Source organism: Paenibacillus sp. ALE2, from assembly GCF_054113385.1.
Map to the genome: position 1 here is coordinate 3,268,809 of NZ_CM134213.1, position 19,381 is coordinate 3,288,189.

The 19,381-nt window shown below is 44.1% G+C and carries 23 protein-coding genes and 1 pseudogene; 14 read left to right on the forward strand and 10 right to left on the reverse strand.

Translation table 11 applies throughout. The features are described 5' to 3' along the window. Nucleotides 1–211 precede the first annotated feature (211 nt). A complete protein-coding gene (locus ACXHJ1_RS14245; protein WP_016821824.1) occupies nt 212–1,249 on the forward strand; it encodes a LacI family DNA-binding transcriptional regulator in 1,038 nt (345 codons plus the stop codon). Nucleotides 1,250–1,334: 85 nt separating this feature from the next. Beyond that, entirely contained in the window at nt 1,335–1,979 is a 645-nt protein-coding gene (locus ACXHJ1_RS14250) for a hypothetical protein (RefSeq protein ID WP_457904811.1), read from the forward strand. Nucleotides 1,980–2,077: 98 nt separating this feature from the next. Here the strand turns inward: ACXHJ1_RS14250 and ACXHJ1_RS14255 are convergent, their stop codons facing one another. Beyond that, the gene (locus tag ACXHJ1_RS14255; protein WP_044787741.1) at nt 2,078–3,007 is read right to left on the reverse strand and encodes an AraC family transcriptional regulator; all 930 of its coding nucleotides are present in this window, start codon (nt 3,005–3,007) and stop codon (nt 2,078–2,080) included. Between the two features lie 258 nt (nt 3,008–3,265). Between ACXHJ1_RS14255 and ACXHJ1_RS14260 the strand changes: the two genes are divergently transcribed. The 3 genes from ACXHJ1_RS14260 to ACXHJ1_RS14270 all read left to right on the forward strand — a co-directional run bounded on the left by ACXHJ1_RS14260 (nt 3,266) and on the right by ACXHJ1_RS14270 (nt 5,768). Further along, a complete protein-coding gene (locus tag ACXHJ1_RS14260; RefSeq protein WP_016821821.1) occupies nt 3,266–4,003 on the forward strand; it encodes an SDR family oxidoreductase in 738 nt (245 codons plus the stop codon). Nucleotides 4,004–4,238: 235 nt separating this feature from the next. Next, nucleotides 4,239–4,517: an ArsR/SmtB family transcription factor gene (locus ACXHJ1_RS14265; RefSeq protein ID WP_016821820.1), complete on the forward strand. Its 279-nt coding sequence runs from the start codon at nt 4,239–4,241 to the stop codon at nt 4,515–4,517. A gap of 78 nt (nt 4,518–4,595) precedes the next feature. Continuing rightward, nucleotides 4,596–5,768: an MFS transporter gene (locus tag ACXHJ1_RS14270; protein ID WP_044787740.1), complete on the forward strand. Its 1,173-nt coding sequence runs from the start codon at nt 4,596–4,598 to the stop codon at nt 5,766–5,768. Between the two features lie 93 nt (nt 5,769–5,861). On the opposite strand, the gene ACXHJ1_RS14275 is transcribed toward ACXHJ1_RS14270, so the two are convergent. Further along, a complete protein-coding gene (locus ACXHJ1_RS14275) occupies nt 5,862–6,671 on the reverse strand; it encodes a GNAT family N-acetyltransferase (protein ID WP_457904812.1) in 810 nt (269 codons plus the stop codon). Between the two features lie 90 nt (nt 6,672–6,761). Next, nucleotides 6,762–6,941, reverse strand: coding sequence for a hypothetical protein (locus ACXHJ1_RS14280; RefSeq protein ID WP_013311365.1), 180 nt, complete (start codon nt 6,939–6,941; stop codon nt 6,762–6,764). Between the two features lie 180 nt (nt 6,942–7,121). On the opposite strand from ACXHJ1_RS14280, the gene ACXHJ1_RS14285 reads away from it, so the two are divergent. From ACXHJ1_RS14285 to ACXHJ1_RS14305, 5 genes and pseudogenes are all read left to right on the forward strand, one after another. Further along, nucleotides 7,122–7,493, forward strand: a complete 372-nt coding sequence (locus tag ACXHJ1_RS14285; RefSeq protein ID WP_016821817.1) for a hypothetical protein — start codon at nt 7,122–7,124, stop codon at nt 7,491–7,493. 428 nt (nt 7,494–7,921) lie between these two features. Next, complete coding sequence (locus ACXHJ1_RS14290; RefSeq protein ID WP_044787737.1) at nt 7,922–8,707, forward strand: isocitrate lyase/PEP mutase family protein; 786 nt, start codon at nt 7,922–7,924, stop codon at nt 8,705–8,707. A 137-nt stretch (nt 8,708–8,844) separates the two neighbouring features. Next, a complete protein-coding gene (locus tag ACXHJ1_RS14295) occupies nt 8,845–9,405 on the forward strand; it encodes a bifunctional transcriptional activator/DNA repair enzyme AdaA (protein WP_044787754.1) in 561 nt (186 codons plus the stop codon). Nucleotides 9,406–9,427: 22 nt separating this feature from the next. After that, nucleotides 9,428–9,913 (forward strand): annotated as a pseudogene (locus ACXHJ1_RS14300) (methylated-DNA--[protein]-cysteine S-methyltransferase). A 13-nt stretch (nt 9,914–9,926) separates the two neighbouring features. Then, nucleotides 9,927–10,214 (forward strand): antitoxin Xre/MbcA/ParS toxin-binding domain-containing protein, encoded by a 288-nt coding sequence (locus ACXHJ1_RS14305; RefSeq protein WP_044787734.1) that lies wholly within the window; start codon nt 9,927–9,929, stop codon nt 10,212–10,214. A 147-nt stretch (nt 10,215–10,361) separates the two neighbouring features. On the opposite strand, the gene ACXHJ1_RS14310 is transcribed toward ACXHJ1_RS14305, so the two are convergent. Beyond that, complete coding sequence (locus tag ACXHJ1_RS14310) at nt 10,362–10,919, reverse strand: YdhK family protein (RefSeq protein WP_044787733.1); 558 nt, start codon at nt 10,917–10,919, stop codon at nt 10,362–10,364. A 269-nt stretch (nt 10,920–11,188) separates the two neighbouring features. Between ACXHJ1_RS14310 and ACXHJ1_RS14315 the strand changes: the two genes are divergently transcribed. Next, nucleotides 11,189–12,028, forward strand: a complete 840-nt coding sequence (locus tag ACXHJ1_RS14315) for a MetQ/NlpA family ABC transporter substrate-binding protein (protein ID WP_044787731.1) — start codon at nt 11,189–11,191, stop codon at nt 12,026–12,028. Between the two features lie 68 nt (nt 12,029–12,096). Continuing rightward, on the forward strand, nt 12,097–13,272 hold the full coding sequence (locus ACXHJ1_RS14320; protein ID WP_044787729.1) for an aminotransferase class I/II-fold pyridoxal phosphate-dependent enzyme: 1,176 nt from the start codon (nt 12,097–12,099) through the stop codon (nt 13,270–13,272). Between the two features lie 44 nt (nt 13,273–13,316). Here ACXHJ1_RS14320 and ACXHJ1_RS14325 read toward each other — a convergent pair whose 3' ends face one another. The 4 genes from ACXHJ1_RS14325 to ACXHJ1_RS14340 form a co-directional block, all read right to left on the reverse strand. Continuing rightward, entirely contained in the window at nt 13,317–13,802 is a 486-nt protein-coding gene (locus ACXHJ1_RS14325) for a DUF5381 family protein (protein WP_044787728.1), read from the reverse strand. Further along, the gene (locus ACXHJ1_RS14330; protein ID WP_126665930.1) at nt 13,795–14,631 is read right to left on the reverse strand and encodes a hypothetical protein; all 837 of its coding nucleotides are present in this window, start codon (nt 14,629–14,631) and stop codon (nt 13,795–13,797) included. The genes ACXHJ1_RS14325 and ACXHJ1_RS14330 overlap by 8 nt, the downstream gene beginning before the upstream one ends. A 33-nt stretch (nt 14,632–14,664) precedes the next feature. Next, entirely contained in the window at nt 14,665–15,750 is a 1,086-nt protein-coding gene (locus tag ACXHJ1_RS14335) for a WXG100 family type VII secretion target (RefSeq protein WP_113049996.1), read from the reverse strand. Between the two features lie 275 nt (nt 15,751–16,025). Then, a complete protein-coding gene (locus ACXHJ1_RS14340; RefSeq protein ID WP_019688199.1) occupies nt 16,026–16,772 on the reverse strand; it encodes an MORN repeat-containing protein in 747 nt (248 codons plus the stop codon). Between the two features lie 159 nt (nt 16,773–16,931). On the opposite strand from ACXHJ1_RS14340, the gene ACXHJ1_RS14345 reads away from it, so the two are divergent. After that, the gene (locus ACXHJ1_RS14345; protein WP_044787722.1) at nt 16,932–17,858 is read left to right on the forward strand and encodes a cell division protein ZipA C-terminal FtsZ-binding domain-containing protein; all 927 of its coding nucleotides are present in this window, start codon (nt 16,932–16,934) and stop codon (nt 17,856–17,858) included. Between the two features lie 10 nt (nt 17,859–17,868). Further along, nucleotides 17,869–18,579 carry a DUF1963 domain-containing protein gene (locus ACXHJ1_RS14350; RefSeq protein WP_457904813.1) on the forward strand — a complete coding sequence of 237 codons (711 nt, stop codon included), beginning with the start codon at nt 17,869–17,871 and terminating at the stop codon, nt 18,577–18,579. A 5-nt stretch (nt 18,580–18,584) separates the two neighbouring features. Here the strand turns inward: ACXHJ1_RS14350 and ACXHJ1_RS14355 are convergent, their stop codons facing one another. Both ACXHJ1_RS14355 and ACXHJ1_RS14360 read right to left on the reverse strand, forming a co-directional pair. Continuing rightward, nucleotides 18,585–19,070 (reverse strand): hypothetical protein, encoded by a 486-nt coding sequence (locus ACXHJ1_RS14355; RefSeq protein ID WP_457904814.1) that lies wholly within the window; start codon nt 19,068–19,070, stop codon nt 18,585–18,587. Nucleotides 19,071–19,095: 25 nt separating this feature from the next. Further along, nucleotides 19,096–19,320, reverse strand: coding sequence for a hypothetical protein (locus ACXHJ1_RS14360; protein ID WP_457904815.1), 225 nt, complete (start codon nt 19,318–19,320; stop codon nt 19,096–19,098). Nucleotides 19,321–19,381: the final 61 nt, after the last annotated feature.

The window sequence follows — 19,381 nt, forward strand, 5'->3', positions numbered from 1 at the left end:
GATTTTTTTGTGAATATAATCACTTGTGACTATGGCGCTATATTTGACTTGTTGCTCTGTACAAAAGAGTTTTTATGAATTATTCAGGTGAGGAAGAGACTAGAAGAAAACGAATTCAATTTTTAGAGACTCATTCTGTGGTATAATATCTATATTAGAGAGTTTATGTGCATAGAGAGAAAACGATTCCGAGCGTGAAAGGATTTTGGGTGTGTCAGAGCAAAAGAAAGTAACCATAGAGGATGTAGCCAAGCGGGCAGGGGTCGGTATTGCGACTGTCTCCAGGGCTATTAACGATAGCGAGGGTATCAGCCCCAAGACGAAGGCATTTATTTTGCAAGTGATTGAAGAAATGGGCTTTACGCCTAACACTTCAGCTCAGAGTCTAAAGGTGCGGCAGACACGCCAAATTGCGCTGGCTGTACCAGATATCCGGAACGCAATCATTCCAGAGATTGCTTGGTCCGTAGAACAGGCTGCCAAGCAGCACGGTTATCGTGTCGTGCAGATCAATACGGCCGGGAATGCCAGGATGGAGCTTGAAACGGTGCGTGAGGTTAAGAAGCTGCATGTAGACGGGCTCATCATTATGCCGCTGGCGTATCCCAAAATGTTGGTTGATCTGATTAACAAAGCGAACGTTCCTGTGTCTATTATTAACTATGGCAAGAAGCTGGGTGAAGACGTCAAAGCGGATATCGTCAGTCTGGCCCGGCAAGAGGGAAGACTTGTGATGGAGCATTTGCTTAAAATCGGAAGAACGAGAATTGCTTATGCAGGTGCAGCGAAGGACAAAATCGAGGAGAGATACTTCGCTTATGAGCAGTCTCTCCAGCATGTGGACCCTTCACTGGTGTATTTTGGCGATGACTTTTCCTTCGAGACCGGGCTACGGGCAGCCGATTATTTTTACAGCTTGAAAAATATGCCGGATGCGATTTATGCAGTTAATGATATGGTGGCCATAGGAATCGTAAACCGCTTTAAGGATTTGGGTGTAAAAGTACCGCAAGAGGTTGCAGTGGTCGGTATTGATAACAATTTGTGGGCTACGGTAACGACCCCGCAGATCAGCTCAGTTTCTATCATGGGGGAAGAGGTGGCACGCCTGGCTGCGGAACTGCTGCTTAAGCGAATTCAGGAACAGACCGTGGGGGATTATGAGCGTATACAGTTTGAGCCTCGTTTGATTGTCAGGGAATCCAGCGTCTCCGTGATCCGTAAGCCTACGGTTGGGCATGACGAGTAAAGTAAGTCTAGCTCTGAACCCTATTCCGTTATAACCATGGATGAATGGCTGCAGGCGTAATAGATATGGATAGGAGAGTGGATTCATGTCAAAAGGTAGCGTGTTCGTTTCTGGAGCTTGTACTACATTATTGCTGGCTGTAATCCTAGGATGTACTCCCCATGCTGACCCTGCGTCGCCGTCTGGAGCAAGCAATGAGGAGCCCAAGCAAAGTGCGGCCAGTGCAACCAGTACGCAGCATACCCAGCAAAGTAAAGAGGAACTTGTACTGTCCTTTTATAAGGATTCATCCCTCAGTGATGAAGCAAAAGTACGTCATATTACGGACCATTTGGCAGGTATCCATTGGGGGAAGATGAACGAAATTAGTGAACATCAAAGCATGGAAATCATTGATTATCTCTATAAACAGCGCGCTTTGGTTCCTTCGGAAAGTTTCCCGAATGTGATCAAGGGCACTGCTGGCTTGGATGGAGCGCTAACTGAAGAATACGATAATCTTATGGAAGATTTGTTTACAAGGGACAAAACTACGATGATCCGAGCATTGGCAAATATGGACAAAACCAACCGCGTACAAGGTATAGGGGGCATCGGGTATGCTCTCAGCTATAGAGACCCGAAGGAAGTCAAGAAAGAGATTAAACAATGGCAGGCAGGACAACAGCTTACTACGGCAGAGAAGGATGTTATTCGTGCTCTGTTCGCCAAGCTGGATAATCCGTACTGATGCTGAATGAGTGATGAGCTTTGCCTCGAAGTATATAAAATGAAAAGCTGCTTCTCTACCCGAGGCAGCTTTTTTGTGCTGTTTGTACATCCCTGCGATTATGATTGGAGGTAATCCTGATCTACACGCAAGCGCTTGATATCACGAATTGGAGGGAGGCCGAACAAACGAGCGTATTCACGACTGAATTGAGAGGGACTCTCGTAGCCTACCTGAAAACCGACATCTGCCGCATCTGCTGATTCAGATAACAACAGGCGACGGGCTTCTTGCAGACGTAATTGTTTTTGATATTGCATTGGGCTCATAGCTGTAACCTCTTTAAAATGACGATGTAGCGACGAAGGACTCATATTAGCCAGTTGGGACAATTCATCAATTCGCAACGGCTTATCATAATCTTGTTTAATTCGCTTTATGACTTCTGCGATCCGGTTTGAATGGCTACCAGTCATGACCAGTTGTTTTAAGGACTCTCCCTGCTTCCCCTGTAAAATCCTATACAATATCTCACGTATAACTAATGGAGCCAACACCGGAATATCCTGCGGTCTTTCCAAAAGACGTACGAGCCTTACCACGGCATCCAACAGTAGGGAGTTGGTTTGACTTACATACAAGCCTCGCCTGGAATCAGGTATTGAGGTAGTAGGAAAAGTAGACTCCTTGATGAGATCCAAAACCTGATACGGATCAAAATTGAGCCGGAAGCACAAATACGGGGCTTCTGCTGAGGCTTGTATCACCTGCCCGGAAATTGGTAAATCTACCGAAACCACAAGGTAGTCGGATGTGCCATAATAATAACTTTCATCTGCGAGTATCACGACTTTTTTCCCCTGAGCCACAATGCATAAGGCGGGTTCATGGACCTGATAAATCGGAACGGTGGTATTCGAACTTCGGACGAAGTGAAGTGAAGGGATATCTGTAGCGTGAACTCCGTCGTGACTTGTAAATTGTTCTATGAGACTGGTCAATTCGGCTTGCTTTTCCGTGGTAGAACTCTCAATTTCGGTTGCTTTCACTATGCCCCTCCCTTTTTTACACCGTAGTAATCTTCACTCTTCAGTGGACAAATTTACTTTGAGATGCGCTTTGTTTTTCGATATGGATTTGAATTCATATTAAGTGTCTTTGGAGGATTAGGCAATAACTTGCTCTGATTCTTCTACCATCTCCAATCACCATCGTCTCATAATAAAGATGTAGAAACAATGCTCAATAAACATGTGAAAAGGGAAAGCATCTACTTCAATAATTTCTTAACTAAAGGAGGAATAAGCATGTTAGATATTAAAGGGAAAGTTGCAGCTATTACAGGAGCAAGCAGTGGAATCGGTGAAGCAACTGCTCGTTTACTTGCTCAACATGGGGCTCATGTTGTATTAGGAGCCAGACGCACAGAACGACTGGAGGCTCTTACCTCCGAAATTCGTTCAAAAGGGGGATCGGCTGATTATATGCAACTGGATGTGACCCAAAGGGAGCAGATGGAAGCGTTCATTAAGTACGCTGAAAAACGGTTTGGACGTGTGGATGTCATTGTGAACAATGCAGGAGTGATGCCTCTTTCAAAATTGGAAGCCCTGAAAGTAGAAGAATGGGACCGCATGATTGATGTTAATATACGAGGCGTTCTGCATGGGATCGCGGCAGGGCTTCCCATCATGAAAAAACAAGGATTTGGTCAGTTTATCAATATTGCTTCTATTGGCGCGTATAGTGTAACGCCGACTGCAGCAGTATACTGCGCAACGAAGTATGCAGTCCGGGCGATTTCTGAGGGGTTGCGTATGGAGGTTGGTGGGGATATTCGTGTAACGCTGGTATCACCGGGAGTAACCGAATCCGAGCTTGCCGACAGTATTTCAGATGAAGAGGCTCGGCAGGGAATGAAAGAATACCGCCGTATTTCGATTTCGCCGGATGCCATTGCTCGTTCCATTGTGTATGCCATGGAGCAGCCTGCGGATGTAGATGTGAATGAAATCATTGTCAGACCCACGGCAAGCACAAATTAACTCCATGCAATAAAATCCGTGGTTCCATCTCTGCATTCAGATTGTTTTGTCCCCTATCCTTCTTTGCCGATGGGGGATTATTTTTATTATAAGATGAGGAAGACCATTATTCACACTATAGAGTCCAAAAAAGATGCGACTTTAACATAATCGGGTTTACTTTTACCAATGTTTGTGTTAAGTTAATTTCGACAAACATCGAAATTAAGACTGGAACCGAAGGGAGACGAACAGGGTGAAAGAGACAACAGAGATGCAGCAAGCTGTAAAAATATATAAAGCACTTGGAGAACCGACTCGTCTCAAGATAGCACTTCTGCTAAAAGAGGAAAGTGATCAATGCTGCTCTGTACTGGGCGAGAAGCTGAACAGTGTAGCGATTTCAACGCTATCACACCATTTGAAGCAAATGGCAGAATCGGGACTGCTCACATACCGCAAAGAGGGGACGTTTATTTATTACAGCTTGGATGTGGAAGCAGCACAGAAATATGCCCCGTTCCTGTTGACATAATTTTTTTTAGTCTTAATTTCGATATTTGTAAAAATACAAAAATATAAAAATACTAAAAGAAAAGAGGCGTTTTTTAAAATGCAGAGCACGTGGAAGGTGTACATTTTGGCCATTGTCAGTTTTTTGGTAGGTACATCTGAGTACATTATCTCAGGTATTTTGGATCAGATTGCGACAACCATGGGGATTACGGTGTCCGCAGCGGGCCAGCTGATTACCGTCTTTTCTCTTGCTTACGCGATAGGCACGCCGATTCTGATGGCAGTAACCGCTAAATGGGACAGACGCAACCTGCTCTTGAGTTCCTTAGGATTATTTGCAGTAGCCAATATGCTCTCCTTTGTCTTGCCAGGTTTTGGGATGTTTATTGCCGCACGTATTCTGATGGCCCTCGGGGCGGGGATGGTCGTGGTTACTGCACTGAGCATTGCTGCAAAAATAGCCCCAGTTGGCAAGCAGGCCAGTTCTATTGCTACAGTCACTATGGGTTTTACAGCCTCGCTGATTATAGGTGTGCCGCTTGGGAGAATGATCTCTTCTGCATATGGCTGGAAAACCGTATTTCTCGGCATCGCTTTAGCGGGGATTATTGCCTTGATCGTTATCGCTATGACAATCCCTCGCTTGAAAGGAGATCAACCGATCCCTTTACTGCAGCAGTTTGCACTTCTGAAAAAGCCTGAAGTTGCCTTGGGATTAGGCATTACCTTTTTTTGGCTAGGAGGTTATTCACTCGCGTATACTTACATCTCACCGTACTTGCTGAATGTATCAGGTGTAGGAGAGGATATGCTAAGCTCAGTATTACTCGCCTTCGGAATTGCCAGTCTAATCGGGTCAAAAATTGGTGGATACAGTGCGGATAAAAAGGGTATACCCTTTACATTATTAGGGGGCATGATGTTGCACGGTATTTCCTTACTCTTACTTCCTTTTGCCGCTCATTCTTTGATGGCAGTATTTGCTTTATTGATTCTATGGTCGTTCGCAGCCTGGACAACCGGACCTACTCAACAATATAACTTGGTCACTCTCGTACCGGAATCTTCCGGTGTGATGCTGAGTCTCAACCAGTCTACTATGCAGCTTGCTATGGCAGCCGGAGCCGGAATTGGCGGTGTAGTTGTTGGTCAGGTTTCGCTGGCCTCCATCCCTTGGTTTGGAGCAGCTAGTGTCGCTATCGCCATGGTAGCTGTATATTTACTTTCACGAAGATCTTCGGTTCACACGGAATTGGGTGTAACAGAATAAAGAATTATAGAAAAATGAGCTCAGCGGTAGATGGCATCGCTGGGCTTGTTTGTTTTGAATGAGCAATCATATGCTCTCTGACAGCAGGAGGGTCTATCCAAACGCAATATCAGTAATTTTGCCGCCTTCTTTAAAACCGATATTTTTATAAACTTGATTGGAAACTGAATTTTTTACATCTGCGTAAAGCATGGGGGTTAGCTGCTCATTTTTTAAAATGGAACATAACCCCGATACAATTGCGCTGGCAAAACCTTTTTTTCGCCAGGTAGGGGGAGTATAAACAGCATTAATACGGCCATGCCTTGGAGAACGATGAGCAATGTTAGCCGTGGACACGGGCATACTATTTACAATCCAAAGATATAAATTCCCTGTCTCAATCGCTGCCTTCGCAGCTGAAATTTGACTAGTCGGATCAACTGAACGGTCTAAAGCATCTTTTGAAAAACCAGCTAGAAGCTGGGCAACTACCTGTACGTCCTCTGAAGTGGCTTGTCGTATGATCCCCTCAACGTCGGAAGGTTTGTTGTATTCAGGACAGAAATAAGATTCCATAACCATATGAGTATGTACCTGAGCAGTATGCCGCTCGGCGTAAGCATGTGCGAAATTCTCGGCTGTTTCGACATCACCACATACACCTGATAGGTTGGTTCCTTCTAAATAATGTAAGAGTTCTTCGATATAGGTTAACTTATGGTTGCCGATGATTTGCTGCGAAATCCATAGCCAAGCCTTATGTCCGGGTGATTGAGCGAAAATCATATTTCCATCAGACGTTTTAAGGCATGTTGATTCTTCTGACTCACATATTCGATGAAGCAAATTATATCGAACCTCATCAATCAAAAATGGATTGTGGTTTAATAGATCATCGAATGGGACAAGCTGCTCAATCATGGCTTTGCCTCCCTAAAAAATGAGGTTTGATCTAATGTACTTGTATATGCTATGAAAATAAACTGCTACGAAGAGCTGTTGTTATATCTACTAGGATTTAAACTTCCGCGCTATAAGCTTCTTATTTTTTTGTCGCCAAATCCATCTTTCGATAAAGTTTTTTTCTTTTCTTTCCTGAAGCGTTTCCTTCATCCCTTTAATGAGAAATTCGGATCTTCGCTTGTCGTTCCTGCTAATTTCACGTAGTTCCTCAATAAATTTATCGTCCATGTCTGCATCTCCGTTAGTTCAGGATTTTCCAAATTACTAAGATAAATTATACAGAACGTATGTTCCTTTTTCAAGTCTGCGTCTACTCTATTCAACACATAACCATTTTTAGATGAATGCTGTGAGGCCCGCGCCAATTGAATAGGGAAGCATATGCTAAAGTTGAAAGGAGGAATTTACATGACTAATAAAGCATACGTATCTCAAACGTATCCACGCCTTACAGTCTACAATGAAGAAAATTTTCGGGGTTCTAGCAGAGTATTCAGAGGAAACCTAGGTATCCGCAACACCGATAATATTCTCGACGGCATCGAAAGTCTGCGTTTCTTTTCTACCAGCAGCAATGCTACACTTGTACTCTTTACTGGCACGCGGTTTAGAGGTAACTTCCGTGTGTATAGAGGCAATCGCAGCATCGCCGACCTGGATGATCTGATTCGCGGGAATGATGTGGAATCTATTATCTCTACCAATCAACGTTTGACGTTGCAGCAAATCCGTAATATCCGCAGTACTGGCAGACTGCCATCCGGCTATCGGATCATCTAACGGTCTTTAGTTTATAAATACGCTATTTTACTAGACTGTTTCAGAAGCTTGCAGGTTTGGGGCTTCTGGAACGGTCTTTGTATGATGGATCTGGAAAATATGAGTAATACTTTAAAAGTAAAGCAAAATCATGGGCAAGTCAACAATGTACACTCATGTCGGCGATGAAAACAATCGCATTTTACTTATAATGTGAAATAATACATTTTAAGTGTATGGCATACTTCTTTAAAATGAAATTTAAATTTTAAATATAGTATGGAATGAAGGGAAGTCTTGTCTATGAATTGGTTTAAAAAGTATCCTGTTTTTCAATAGCTTCGTTAACATAAAAAGCAATTTCACAGACCATATGTGCAAGAATGAGGACGAAACAAATACAGCCTCTTGATAGAATGAGACACATCACCTATTAGGAGGCTATATTTATGAACAAAATCCAGCAATTTCATGCACTTCATACTTCAAAGGAACCTTTATTTTTGGGGAATGCTTGGGATTTGCTATCTGCCGTGGCTCTGGAGAAGGCAGGCTTTAAGGCGATAGGTACAACGAGTTGGGGGATTGCCAATACACTTGGGTTTGCAGATGGAGAGCTTATTGATTTTGACCAGCATATAAGCATCATTCGCACTATTGCAGAGCATGTTCAAGTTCCTGTGTCGGCAGATATTGAAGCAGGATATGGGGAGGATGCGGCAACGATTGTCGAGCATGTATTAAGGACAGCCGATGTCGGAGTGGCGGGGATTAATATTGAGGATTCATTAAAACAGCAAAAGGGACTTCGAGAAGTGAGGGCGCACAGTGACCTGCTGTCCAAAATAAGAGCTGCCTTGGATGTTCATGGTTTTAAAGAGTTTTTTATAAATGCAAGAACAGATACATTTTTGCAGATGGAGACTCCACTTTCGGAGACCATAGAAAGGGCCAAAGCGTATGTGGATAGTGGTGCGGATGGAATTTTTGTTCCAGGTTTAAAGAGTGATGAAGAGATCAGAGAGGTTGTATTTCATATACATGCTCCGCTTAATGTTTTATCTTTGCCAGGTCTGACGAATGTCCGCCAGCTTCAGCAGTTAGGAGTCAAACGGTTTAGCTTTGGAAATGCGTTTTCTGATAAGATAATAGTTGCTTTGCAAAAGAATGCGGAACAGTTGATCAACCTTCAAGATACTTCAGTTTTATATGAGGATTTTGCAAAAATCCCATAAGCGACTTCCAATGAACAATATATAGATCGAAATGGTTTAGTTCGTCTATATATTGCACTTCGGAGCGACTGGAATCGAATTGTGCAAAATTATGAACTATGTGAGTATGAACTAGAGAAAGGACGGATTCTTTGATCATGGCTAAACCTAGTCTTTCTTTTGAAGAAATGTGGGAGAAAATTATAGCATGTGATCGTAAATATGACGGGGTGTTTTTTACCGCTGTGAAAACAACCCGTATATATTGCCGACCTTCCTGTCGATCCCGAAAGCCGAAAAAAATCAATGTCGAGTTTTACTTTGATGTGGACACCGTGGAAAAAGCGGGTTTTCGCGCTTGCAAAAGATGCCAGCCTCATACAGATCATTCGCCGTATATCAGGCTTGTCCAGAATGTGATAGCTTTTTTAATCAACCATTATAAAGAAAAACTAGTATTGCAGGATATTGCGGATCATGTTGGAATAAGCACTTTTTATTTGGATCGGATCTTTAAACAAGAAACCTCGGAAACCCCGCGTATGTATTTGGAAAAAATAAGAGTAGATAAGGCAGCTTATCTTCTTAAAAATACAGATCTTACGAATCTTGAAATTTGCTATGAGACAGGCTTCCAAAGTCCCTCCAATTTCTATAAGTCGTTTCGCAGCTTGAACCAATGTTCTCCTAGTGAGTATAGAAATTTGAATAAGGATTAGAAAAGGAAGGTGGATATCCTTGATGAGCAAGTTATACGTATTAAATTATGTATCGCCGATTGGAGAGATAGAGATACGGGGCACCAATGAGGCTGTCTATTCCATTATGTTCTCTAATCGGAATGAGCCTTTAACGATGCTTACAGAAGAAGCTCCAATCCAAGTATTAGAGGAATGCGCCAGCCAGCTTGACGAGTATTTTAAAGGTGAGCGCTTTGAATTTTCGTTTCCTTATGCTTTTGAAGGTACGGACTTCCAGCAAAAAGTATGGAATGCGCTGGTGACCGTGGGTTACGGTACAACGACAGCTTATAAAGATATTGCTCTCGCTATTGGAAACGAAAAAGCAATCCGAGCCGTTGGCAGTGCGAATGGCAAAAATAAGCTGAGCATTGTGATTCCATGTCACCGAATTATCGGATCAAATTAGAAACTAACTGGCTATGCAGGTGGCCTATGGAGAAAAGAATGGTTGCTCCAGCATGAGAAGCGTTGTCTGAGATCATAAGGAGGGTTCATGGATGAGAGAGTCATATTTAAAAGAGTTTAAGCCGGAAAGCTGGGCCAACATGGTTCAGATCTATCAGGAGCGATATGATCAGGTAGATCCGGTGATAAGGGCAAAGGTGGCCAAAAGTAAAATTCCAAAGGAAATTCAGATCGTGCTGCTGCCCGACATGGGCGAGTATTTGCTGACTTGGATGGATCGAAAAATTCCCGCACTTGGTCACGAAACACCGTCGGATTATTTAAAAAGCGAAGAAGGGACCAAGGCACTGAAGGCAGCCATTCTGCGTATGCCGCGTTAAATCAACTGACTCTAGCAGATACATATGAACATTGAACATTGGCTAGAAGTGAAGCCAACTAGGTTTGTCCAAACCCAATAAAGCTGTACAAGGGAGCCGTTGCCCGGCTCCCTTTGGCGATCACAAGCAACCTATGATAAAAGAGTTCTAATTGGCTGAAAGCTCACTCTCCGTCACCCATTTATGATTTTTGACAGGCTCTCCTCCAGTAGTCGGCGTATAGTCTACCATATATACGGTCGTTGGCTCAGCGGAATCTATGATAGCCTTAGCCCCACCCATCCCCTTCATATGATCTGCCGCCAGAATAACTTCTGTGCCAGCTGCATAGGGCTCGCTGCCCGCATCCTTAATCTCTTCATGAATAACCCACTTATGATTATTCACTTTTTCTCCTCCAGTGGTTGGTGTATAGGAGACTGTATAAGCAGTAGTCGTATAAGCACCTACAACCGTGGCCGTAGCGCCCTTCATGCCTGCCATATGATCGGCTTGAATGGTCGCTTGGCTGCCAATTTTGAAGGCTGGGTTTTCAGCTTCTTTTAGTCCAGCAGGAAGCTCACTGGAGGTGGAATGGTTCATATCTGATGCGTCATGCTGTTGACTGCTGCTTGTCGTATGCTCCTGGGCTGGCGTGTTACTGTTCCCGCACCCACTCAAAATAATCATAATTGTACCAGCGAGCAAAGCCCATTGTTTTTTCATATTTATAACTCCTTTTGGATTTTATTCTATATTCAAATATACCCTATAGGGGTATATTTGAAACGGATTTATATGACAAATTGGTGAAGTGATAGCCCGAAGCGACCCCCTTTTAGTTTTGCGGAAGATACGTAATTTAAATGTTGTTGACAGTGAATAAAAAATCATTGTAATATCTACAAAACATATCAAATTACTATGTTTTAAAAGTTTTAAATATTTTAACTCACCAAAACTAGACCATATCAAGGAGCAGGGGGAGACTCAAAATGAAGAAACAATGGATTTCATTTATATTGCTGCTGGGCGTAGTTGTGCTTTTTATTTCAGGCTGTGGCAGCAAGAATACGTCGGACAGCGCTGCGGACGAAGAAAAGAAAACACTGCATATCGGCTTTAATCCCGGTCCATATAGCGATCAGTTTAAGAATGGTGTGGCTCCATATTTGGAGAAGAAGGGGTATAAGATTACATATAAAGAGTTTACAGACGGGGTTCAGCCCAATGTAGCCGTGGCTAATGGAGATATTGATGCCAATGTGTTCCAGCACTCGCTCTATCTGGATTCAATGAATAAGCGGGAGAATATTGATCTGGTTGGTGCTGTGCAAGTTCCGACTCCTCCAATGGGATTGTACTCCAGCAAGCATACCAGCCTTGACGAAATCAGTGCTGGAGCCCAAATCAACCTGCCCAACGAGCCAGTCAATATGCTGCGTGCGCTGAACATTTTGAAGGAAGTAGGTTGGATTACCTTAAAGGACAATATCGATCCATTGCAAACTTCGGTGAACGATATCACCTCTAATCCGCATCATCTGCAATTTGTTGCTACCGACCCGGCACAGGGGCCACGTGCACTGGAGGATGTTGATTTTGCGGCTATACAAGGGAACTTTGCTGTATCGAATGGAATGAAGTTGACCTCGGCATTAAAGCTTGAAAATATGACAGACCCGTTCACAAATGTGGTAGCTGTGGACCGCAAGAATAAGGACAAGCCCTTCGTCAAAGACATTATTGAGGGATATCATTCGGATGAATTCCAAAAGTACATCCAATCGAATCCTGTGTATGAAGGCTACAAGCTGCCAAGCTATTTTAAATAACTGAGGTATTATCTTATGTGGGCTGACTTACCTAGTCTGTATCTTATGGATAGAAGGTGGAGATAAACGTGATTTTTTCATCCTCTGATCTCGTCAAGGCTCTCCCTGACAACTATTTTAGCGCAATTGATGACAAAGTGAATCTGTATAAAAGTAAAGGAATAGATGTAATTAATTTGGCAGCCGGCAACCCAGATCAGCCAACACCACCGCATATCATCAACGCTTTGAAGGAAGCGGTCGATCAACCGATCAATCAGGGCTACCCGCCTTTTCATGGGAAAAGAAGCACGCTGGAGGCTGTCGCTGCGTTCTATCAACGGGAGTATCAAGTGGAGCTGGACCCTGACCGGGAAGTTGCTGTATTCAATGGCTCAGCCATAGGTGTAATGGGGATTCCGCAGGCGTTGCTGAATCCCGGTGATTGGTTGTTGACCACCGATCCCGCATATCCCCAATATTATTCCGCTGCTGCGCTGGCAAGAGCTCGTATTCATACGATTCCTCTGGATGAGAAACATGGATTCTTGCCGGACTATACAACCGTACCTGAAGAAATCGCAAAGCAGGTCAAACTGCTCATGATTAATTATCCGAACAATCCGACAGGAGCGGTAGCTTCCGTAGATTTCCTGACGAAGACACTGGATTATGCTGCTCGGCACCAGTTTCCGGTTATGAATGACTTTGCATATGGTGCTCTTGGATTTGGCGGGCATAAGCCGATTAGTCTATTGCAAATCCCTGGCGGCAAGGAATATGGTGTCGAGACGTATACAGCTTCCAAAACGTATAACATGGCTGGATGGCGCTTTGGCTTTGCGGTTGGAAATGCGTCCGTTATTGGTGCGCTCAAGCATTATCATACGCATGCCTACAGTACTGTTTTTGGCGCGGTACAAGATGCGGGAGCTGTCGCATTGCTGGGCACCCAGGAGCCAGTACGGAAGCTCGCGGCGTTATATGAGCGGCGACGTGATGTTCTCATTGCAGCGTTACGAAATATTGGCTGGGATGTTGCCGCTCCCCAAGGGTCTTTTTTTGCCTGGTTCAAGGTGCCGGAAGGGTATACATCGGCTTCCTTTGCAAACTTTTTATTGGACGAGGCGCAAGTTGCGGTTGCCCCTGGAGAAGGGTTTGGTCGTGCAGGAGCTTCTTATGTGAGGGTCAGCCTGGTGAACAGTGAAGAAAGACTGCTAGAGGCGGTACAGCGCATCGCAGCAACGGGTGTCTTTCAAGCATAAAGAATAAGCTGGAATAAAAGAAATTCATGGAATGAGAGCGCAAATCAAAAACGTTTTTTCTTCGGCTTGCCATACTGGTTAATGAGAGTTCGCAGTTGTTTCCCGGCTTGATTCAGTTCCATATCGTTCAACACATAATCGGTGCTGACTTCCCAGGTGCTGCGGTCATTCAGATGAAAAATAAAGGTGGGGAAACGAGGGCGCAACCATTTGCGGATGGAGGCTCCCTCGAATTCAACTTTAGTGATTGCAGACCACGGGACAGTTCGAATACCGTCGGAAATACTGTGTTCATCAAAGATGAACAGGAAGGTATCCTTACGAAGCGTTCTGTTCAAACAGACCACCAAATAACTACCGAAAAAAGGAAGTCCAATCATAGCAGACGTAATAAAGAAGAAGATTTGCAGAGCAGAGATATCTTCGTCGATAAAAATGAGCAACAGTAAAAACAGACAAATCAGCACAAACATCAAGCTACCAAGGGCTTTCCAAAATGCCAGAGATCTGCGATATACAATTTTATCCACGGAATACCGCCTCGTCGGGTACAAACGCCTGAATGAACTGAGTTATCCGTTCTCTCCAGTCTGATTCAGTCACACTTTCAATGCGCAGACATGGGGTGGCCTGCATATCCAGTTCTGTATTTCTTACGATCCACACATCATTCGTTCCTTTAAGAACAAATAGCAGATTTGTAACGGAAGGCCCCTCTTCATCCGTGTCCGTGTATACCATCTGGCTCAAATTATCGAGGCTGCAGTGATTACGATTAAAATCTTCTCGCCAGTCTTGTATCATTTGCTCAGCCGACTCTTGAAGCTTCCACGTTGCCATTTGCTGCATCGTGAAGTTGGATGAGGTTAACTCATTCCACTGTTCTTCTGTCAGATCGACGTATCGGCAGTGTGCATTGAAGTTTGGGGAAAACAGGTCGAATAATTGATCAATGTCGTGATGCCAGTCTTCTGGGGAAGACCAGCGAAAGAAATGGAGTTCATTGTGGCTGGAGAGGTGATACAAAAAACGGCCATTTCCATGGTGTATCGTTAATGTATTTTGCTTGTCCTGTTGCTCCTTGTATCCACGCAGCATTTGGCGGCTTTGTACCAGATGAGCCAGCATGTCAACAATGAACGTATCAAATTCAAGCTGCTGTTGCCCGTCATCCTGCTGTTCCAACAAGCCCTTGGATACCAGGCTATGTGTTGCAGCATGAAAAAGCAGTTCCCAGCGATCCTCCGTTAGTTCCCCGTAATAGGATTGGAGCAGACCCGAAGCCATATCCTCTGCACCCAGTGCAGTCAAGGCAAACCCTAGTTCCTCAAGCGTTAAAATTACCGTTTGTTTGTCCATAGTCAGGCTCCTTCTCTCTCTGTTAAGTGTATGTTATTTAAATAGTTTGCTGGCCCAGCGTATCCCTTTTTCGGCGAACTTGGCGACTTTTCCACCTGCCCAGCTTCCCACTGTACCGCCAACGTATGCACCGACGGCTGCACCAACCGGACCGCCGATAGCACCGCCTACGGACCCCAAAACGACAGCACCGCCATAAGTTGCGGCAGTTTTGATCGCTACGTTAGAAGCAGATACAGCGACATCCGTTCCGGTAAGCTTCCCACTTTTCCATTTTCCGGCCAGACTGATGCCCTCGCCCACAATATTCATGGTGGCATTAATAGGGTACAGCTTTTTGGCAATCATGCCGGGAATTTGGCGAGTGGCTATGCCGTAACGTCCTTTTTCCACCCCGGCAATAACGTTCCGCGTCCACTGAGGAAAGCTATTGGCTTTGTTGAATCCAAGGCCGAGCTTACCCATTTGAAGCTTTCCGGCTAAACGGTCAAAGCCCTTCAAGCCTTTCATGACAATACCTGGTTTAGCGAATTGGCGGTTTATGCTTTTGCCCAAATTACGCATAAAAGCATTGTTACCTTTGCCTTTCACCCATGCCGCATTATGTATAACCGCCCGAGTGGGATTTTTCAGACTTTTTTTGAATTCTACTGTTTTGGTGAGCACAAGTGTGGAAGCCAGACCGCTATAGATCGCTGTCCCGGCAAAGCCCAGTTGCCCCCGCCATTTATTGGCTTCTGACAGGCTGTTAATGGCTATATCTGCTGGATCGTTTCCTCTTTTTTCGGAAGATGCTCCTTCATTGCTCTTAATCTGCCCGCTCTGATTACCTTGGTTAATCCCTGTGTCTGCTTGGGTATCTGTTTCCTTGAATTTTACTGCAATGGAACGCAGCTCTGTGCTGACAGAACCGACCGTTTGAGTAAAAGCATCCATTTGTCCACGTGCTTTATGAAAATCCTGATAAAAGCGCTGCTGTGTCGTTCCTGCCCAGCTATTCTCTAGCATTTGAATTTGCTGTGACAGTTGTCCGCAAATTTGTGCTCCCAGTTCACGTGCCTGTGCGAACTGCCTGGAAACCGCCTCTAGTTTCTCAGGAGGAACCATAATTTTAGCCATGATGTCCACCTCGGATGATTAAAATAATTACTTAATATTTTAGTGATTCTAGCGGTGGTTAGCAAAAAAAGGAGGGGGTTTTTGTGAAAAATAAGTCATTTGTATGAGTTCATGAGGGGGTATGAGGGAAAATAGTAGTAGTTGTTATGATCCGAAATTCTTACATGTTACTCATGAAGAAAATGAAAAAAAGCCTCTCTGTTCAAATGGAGCTTTCCATAAGAATGAGAGGCCATCATGCATAGAAGCTACTATATAATGTGCGACACTCTAGCTTATTTTAAAGGAACCTGCTTGGACAGCTTTTCAAACTGCTGCAAGTGAGGGGTGATCTTGGCGGTAATCCCTTTGAGATATTTGATGGCCGCTTGTCTTTGACGTTCTTTGGTTGCGACCTCTTCAGGGAACATGGAGTATTCCTTTTGAACGGAGCCATTTTTATAATTTACGGAGAAAAGCTCTCCTTGCTGCCACCTTTGGACCAGATCCTGATTACTGTGCAAAATATTTAGCACTTCTTTACCATTTTTATAAGTAAAGCTGTAGTCTGGATCGGCTACAGCATGGATCACTTGGTAGCCGTTCTGTAATCCATTGTTCTGAAAAGTACCGACTTGGATTTCATTCGAACGTATCGTTCCGTCCGTTTGCGTCACTTTATCAGTCTGCGTACCCTTGCCACTTATGGTGTCATTGCTCCACGTTCCGCTATATACGACTTTATGATGTTGTCCATCTGCATCCGTGTATTGATTTATATATTTCCCAGTACCTGATCGCTTGCCATTCACAAAATCACCCGAATACTGCTTATATTCGCTCCATTTGATCGTACCGCGCCCGTGTGGCTGACCATTCTCAACCTCTCCATAGTAAGTAGCCTGCCCGGATAACTGAAGCAATTCCTTGGTTGCAGCTGCATTCGCTGCAGGTATATTTACCAACAGCGCTCCAGAAATCAGCGATGCAGACACCATAATAGGCAGGGACAAAGCCTTTCCTTTTTGCCAAAGTTTTTGCATCATGAGTTCTCCCCTTTCGAAGCTTTGAGTTTCTACGAATCATGTTCAACGACCCAGCACCGTTTTTATACTATTTTGTGCTTGGTGATTTATAGTTTAATATAGATTGAGAATTATAGGAAACTGTTAAGTGAAAACAGGTAATAAGGAGGGGAATTCTTGAATTTACCGGAACATGGGAGTGAGGATGTATCTAGCATTCTTGCCGTAGAGTTGGTACAGAAGCCTGTGAAGACGATAAAAGGAATCCATCAAGTGGAGCCAGATGCTAATATCTATTGGCTGATTGATGTGGAATTCAGTGGTTTTACGTTGTCAGATGAAGATATTTTGCAATTGCTTAAGGGGTATATTGTGTATGGGCATGTCCATGATTTGCAGATATGGACTAGTGTGGGACGCAGACCGGCAGGCGAATGCCATTATGATAAAATCTGTATTTGTATGGATATATTCGATAATGTAGAGATGCAGATTCGATTGGAAGAAGCCAAGGTTACTGACTTTATGAACACACTGCCAGCGCGATTTGAGGAGAAGGGTACCGTTCGTGTGCTTCCTCGGGAGGACGCTGCTCATGCACGTGCAAAAGCGGAAAAACTTCAAGCATTTGTAGATCAGGAAGGTGAGAGGGAACACACTGTCATGCTTAGGCTGGTAGCAGATCAAGGTCAATCTTACCGTGGAGTGGACATCTGGGATGTCATGCTCAGCCTTGGAATGGAGTGGGGAGATATGGATATTTTCCATGCACACCATCACGGTCCGGGAGGCTATGATGAACTATTTAGCGTACATACGGGAACCGATCCCGGCTTCTTTTGGTTGAGTACACTCGCAGAGGATCGCTTTGCAGATTTGATTTTCAGTATGGATGCGGTACGAACGGTGCAGCCGCAAGCTGTGTTTGAGGCGATGTGGAAAGGTGCCGAATATGCGCGCGCTAGACTCGGTGGGACATTAGTGAATGAACAGGAGCTGCCAGCTGTACAGGAAGACTATCTGCGCCAGATTCAAGAGATGGAAGACCGCTTAAGTGAGTTTGGTTGTAGAGCAGGCGAGGATGTTGTGATGTTTCTATTCTAGGTTAGAAGGAGTGATTTCGTTGTCCAGCAACTCCATTGAGAAGCTAAGAACGATTCTAAGACGTAAAGCTACTATTTTTCATACAGGGGGACGCAGACCGTCGGGTTCCCTTGATCAGAGCTGGATGGGTAGAGTCACAGTAGCTTTACCGACAGAGGAACAGCCGATTGATGTACAGGGAAATGTTATGGCTCCGATCATGCAATTGTATCTGCCTGCTATGCCTTTTGTTCCTCAGGCTATACGTGATATCAAGCTGTTGACAGTCTTCCTGTCTCCCGATGTACTGGATCATGAGGATATGGAAGGATATATGTGTATTCGTGAGTATACGTCGGTAGAGGATTTGGTTGAAAAAGATTTTGGTCCGGCATTTATGCAAATCAAAGCATTTCCGCTGTTCCCCGAGCTCAAAGAGAATGATTATCCAGTCTGGGACGGGGAAGATATTCCTGAGGAATACGGCGATGCCCTCAATGATATGGACGAGGAGGAGCCCGACTATTTTGAGGACATCGTAGAGGACATATATGCGGTTCACAAAATGGGTGGCTATCCCAGCTTTATTCAACCAGGCATCGACTTTGGCGAAGGCTATGAATTTGTGTTTCAGATTGCGTCAGATGCCAAATCCGAATTGAATATTGTCGATGGGGGTAGCTTTTATTTTGCCAAGCACCAGAATGAGGGAACCTGGCGAGGGTACTTTGATTTTTATTAATAAGCTCATGTAGGGAAGAGCCTGGAAGCGATCGTTTTGTACAGCATGGTTCGAATACTTTTGAGTCTATCGAAGTTTTCCTGAAAAGTAACTCCGGCATGTTGTTGCAAGCCTTCTTCGAAATCTTTTTTATAATGGAGCATAGCTTCTGGGTAAAGGCCAATGATATGAATTTGATTCCATGTCGGAAAGGCGTCATGATGGTACCACACTTCCAATGTTTCAAGGGCAATCATCATGTAGCACCACTTTTTATGCTCAAGAATGTTTCGCATGGCAGGGCCGTTATTGTGAATCATAATGTGCCGAAATTCATCCAAATATGGGGCTTGCACATCTACATATTCAACAGCAAAAAAGGGCTTGAATGCACGCCGCTGTACATGTTGCGGTGGTGGTGTGGGGTAATTCGATTGGGGCGTGCTGATCATCAATTCGCTGCGTACCTCTATTTCTTTTGGGAAGCCTGTCAGCTGTTGCTTTAACTTCACATATTGCTCGGCGACCGATTTGCTTTCAACTTGTAGAAGCAGCAGGAAGTTCCATGAATCGAATTCTCCGCGCTTTTCTGCCAGTCAATCTGAATCTGTAGACTTCATAGCCTTGGATCGTATGCTCAACCATACATTGTTCCAAAAATGGTTTGACATTTATATTAAAATATTGAATGTACCGTGAAATGGATAATTTAGGAATACGATGGCTTTCAGCCAGATAGAGTTGGTGATCAACTGACTGCATGACCAATCTCCCTTCTGTTTTATATTAGACTATCCTATCTTATCATTTGTTTATAATTTTC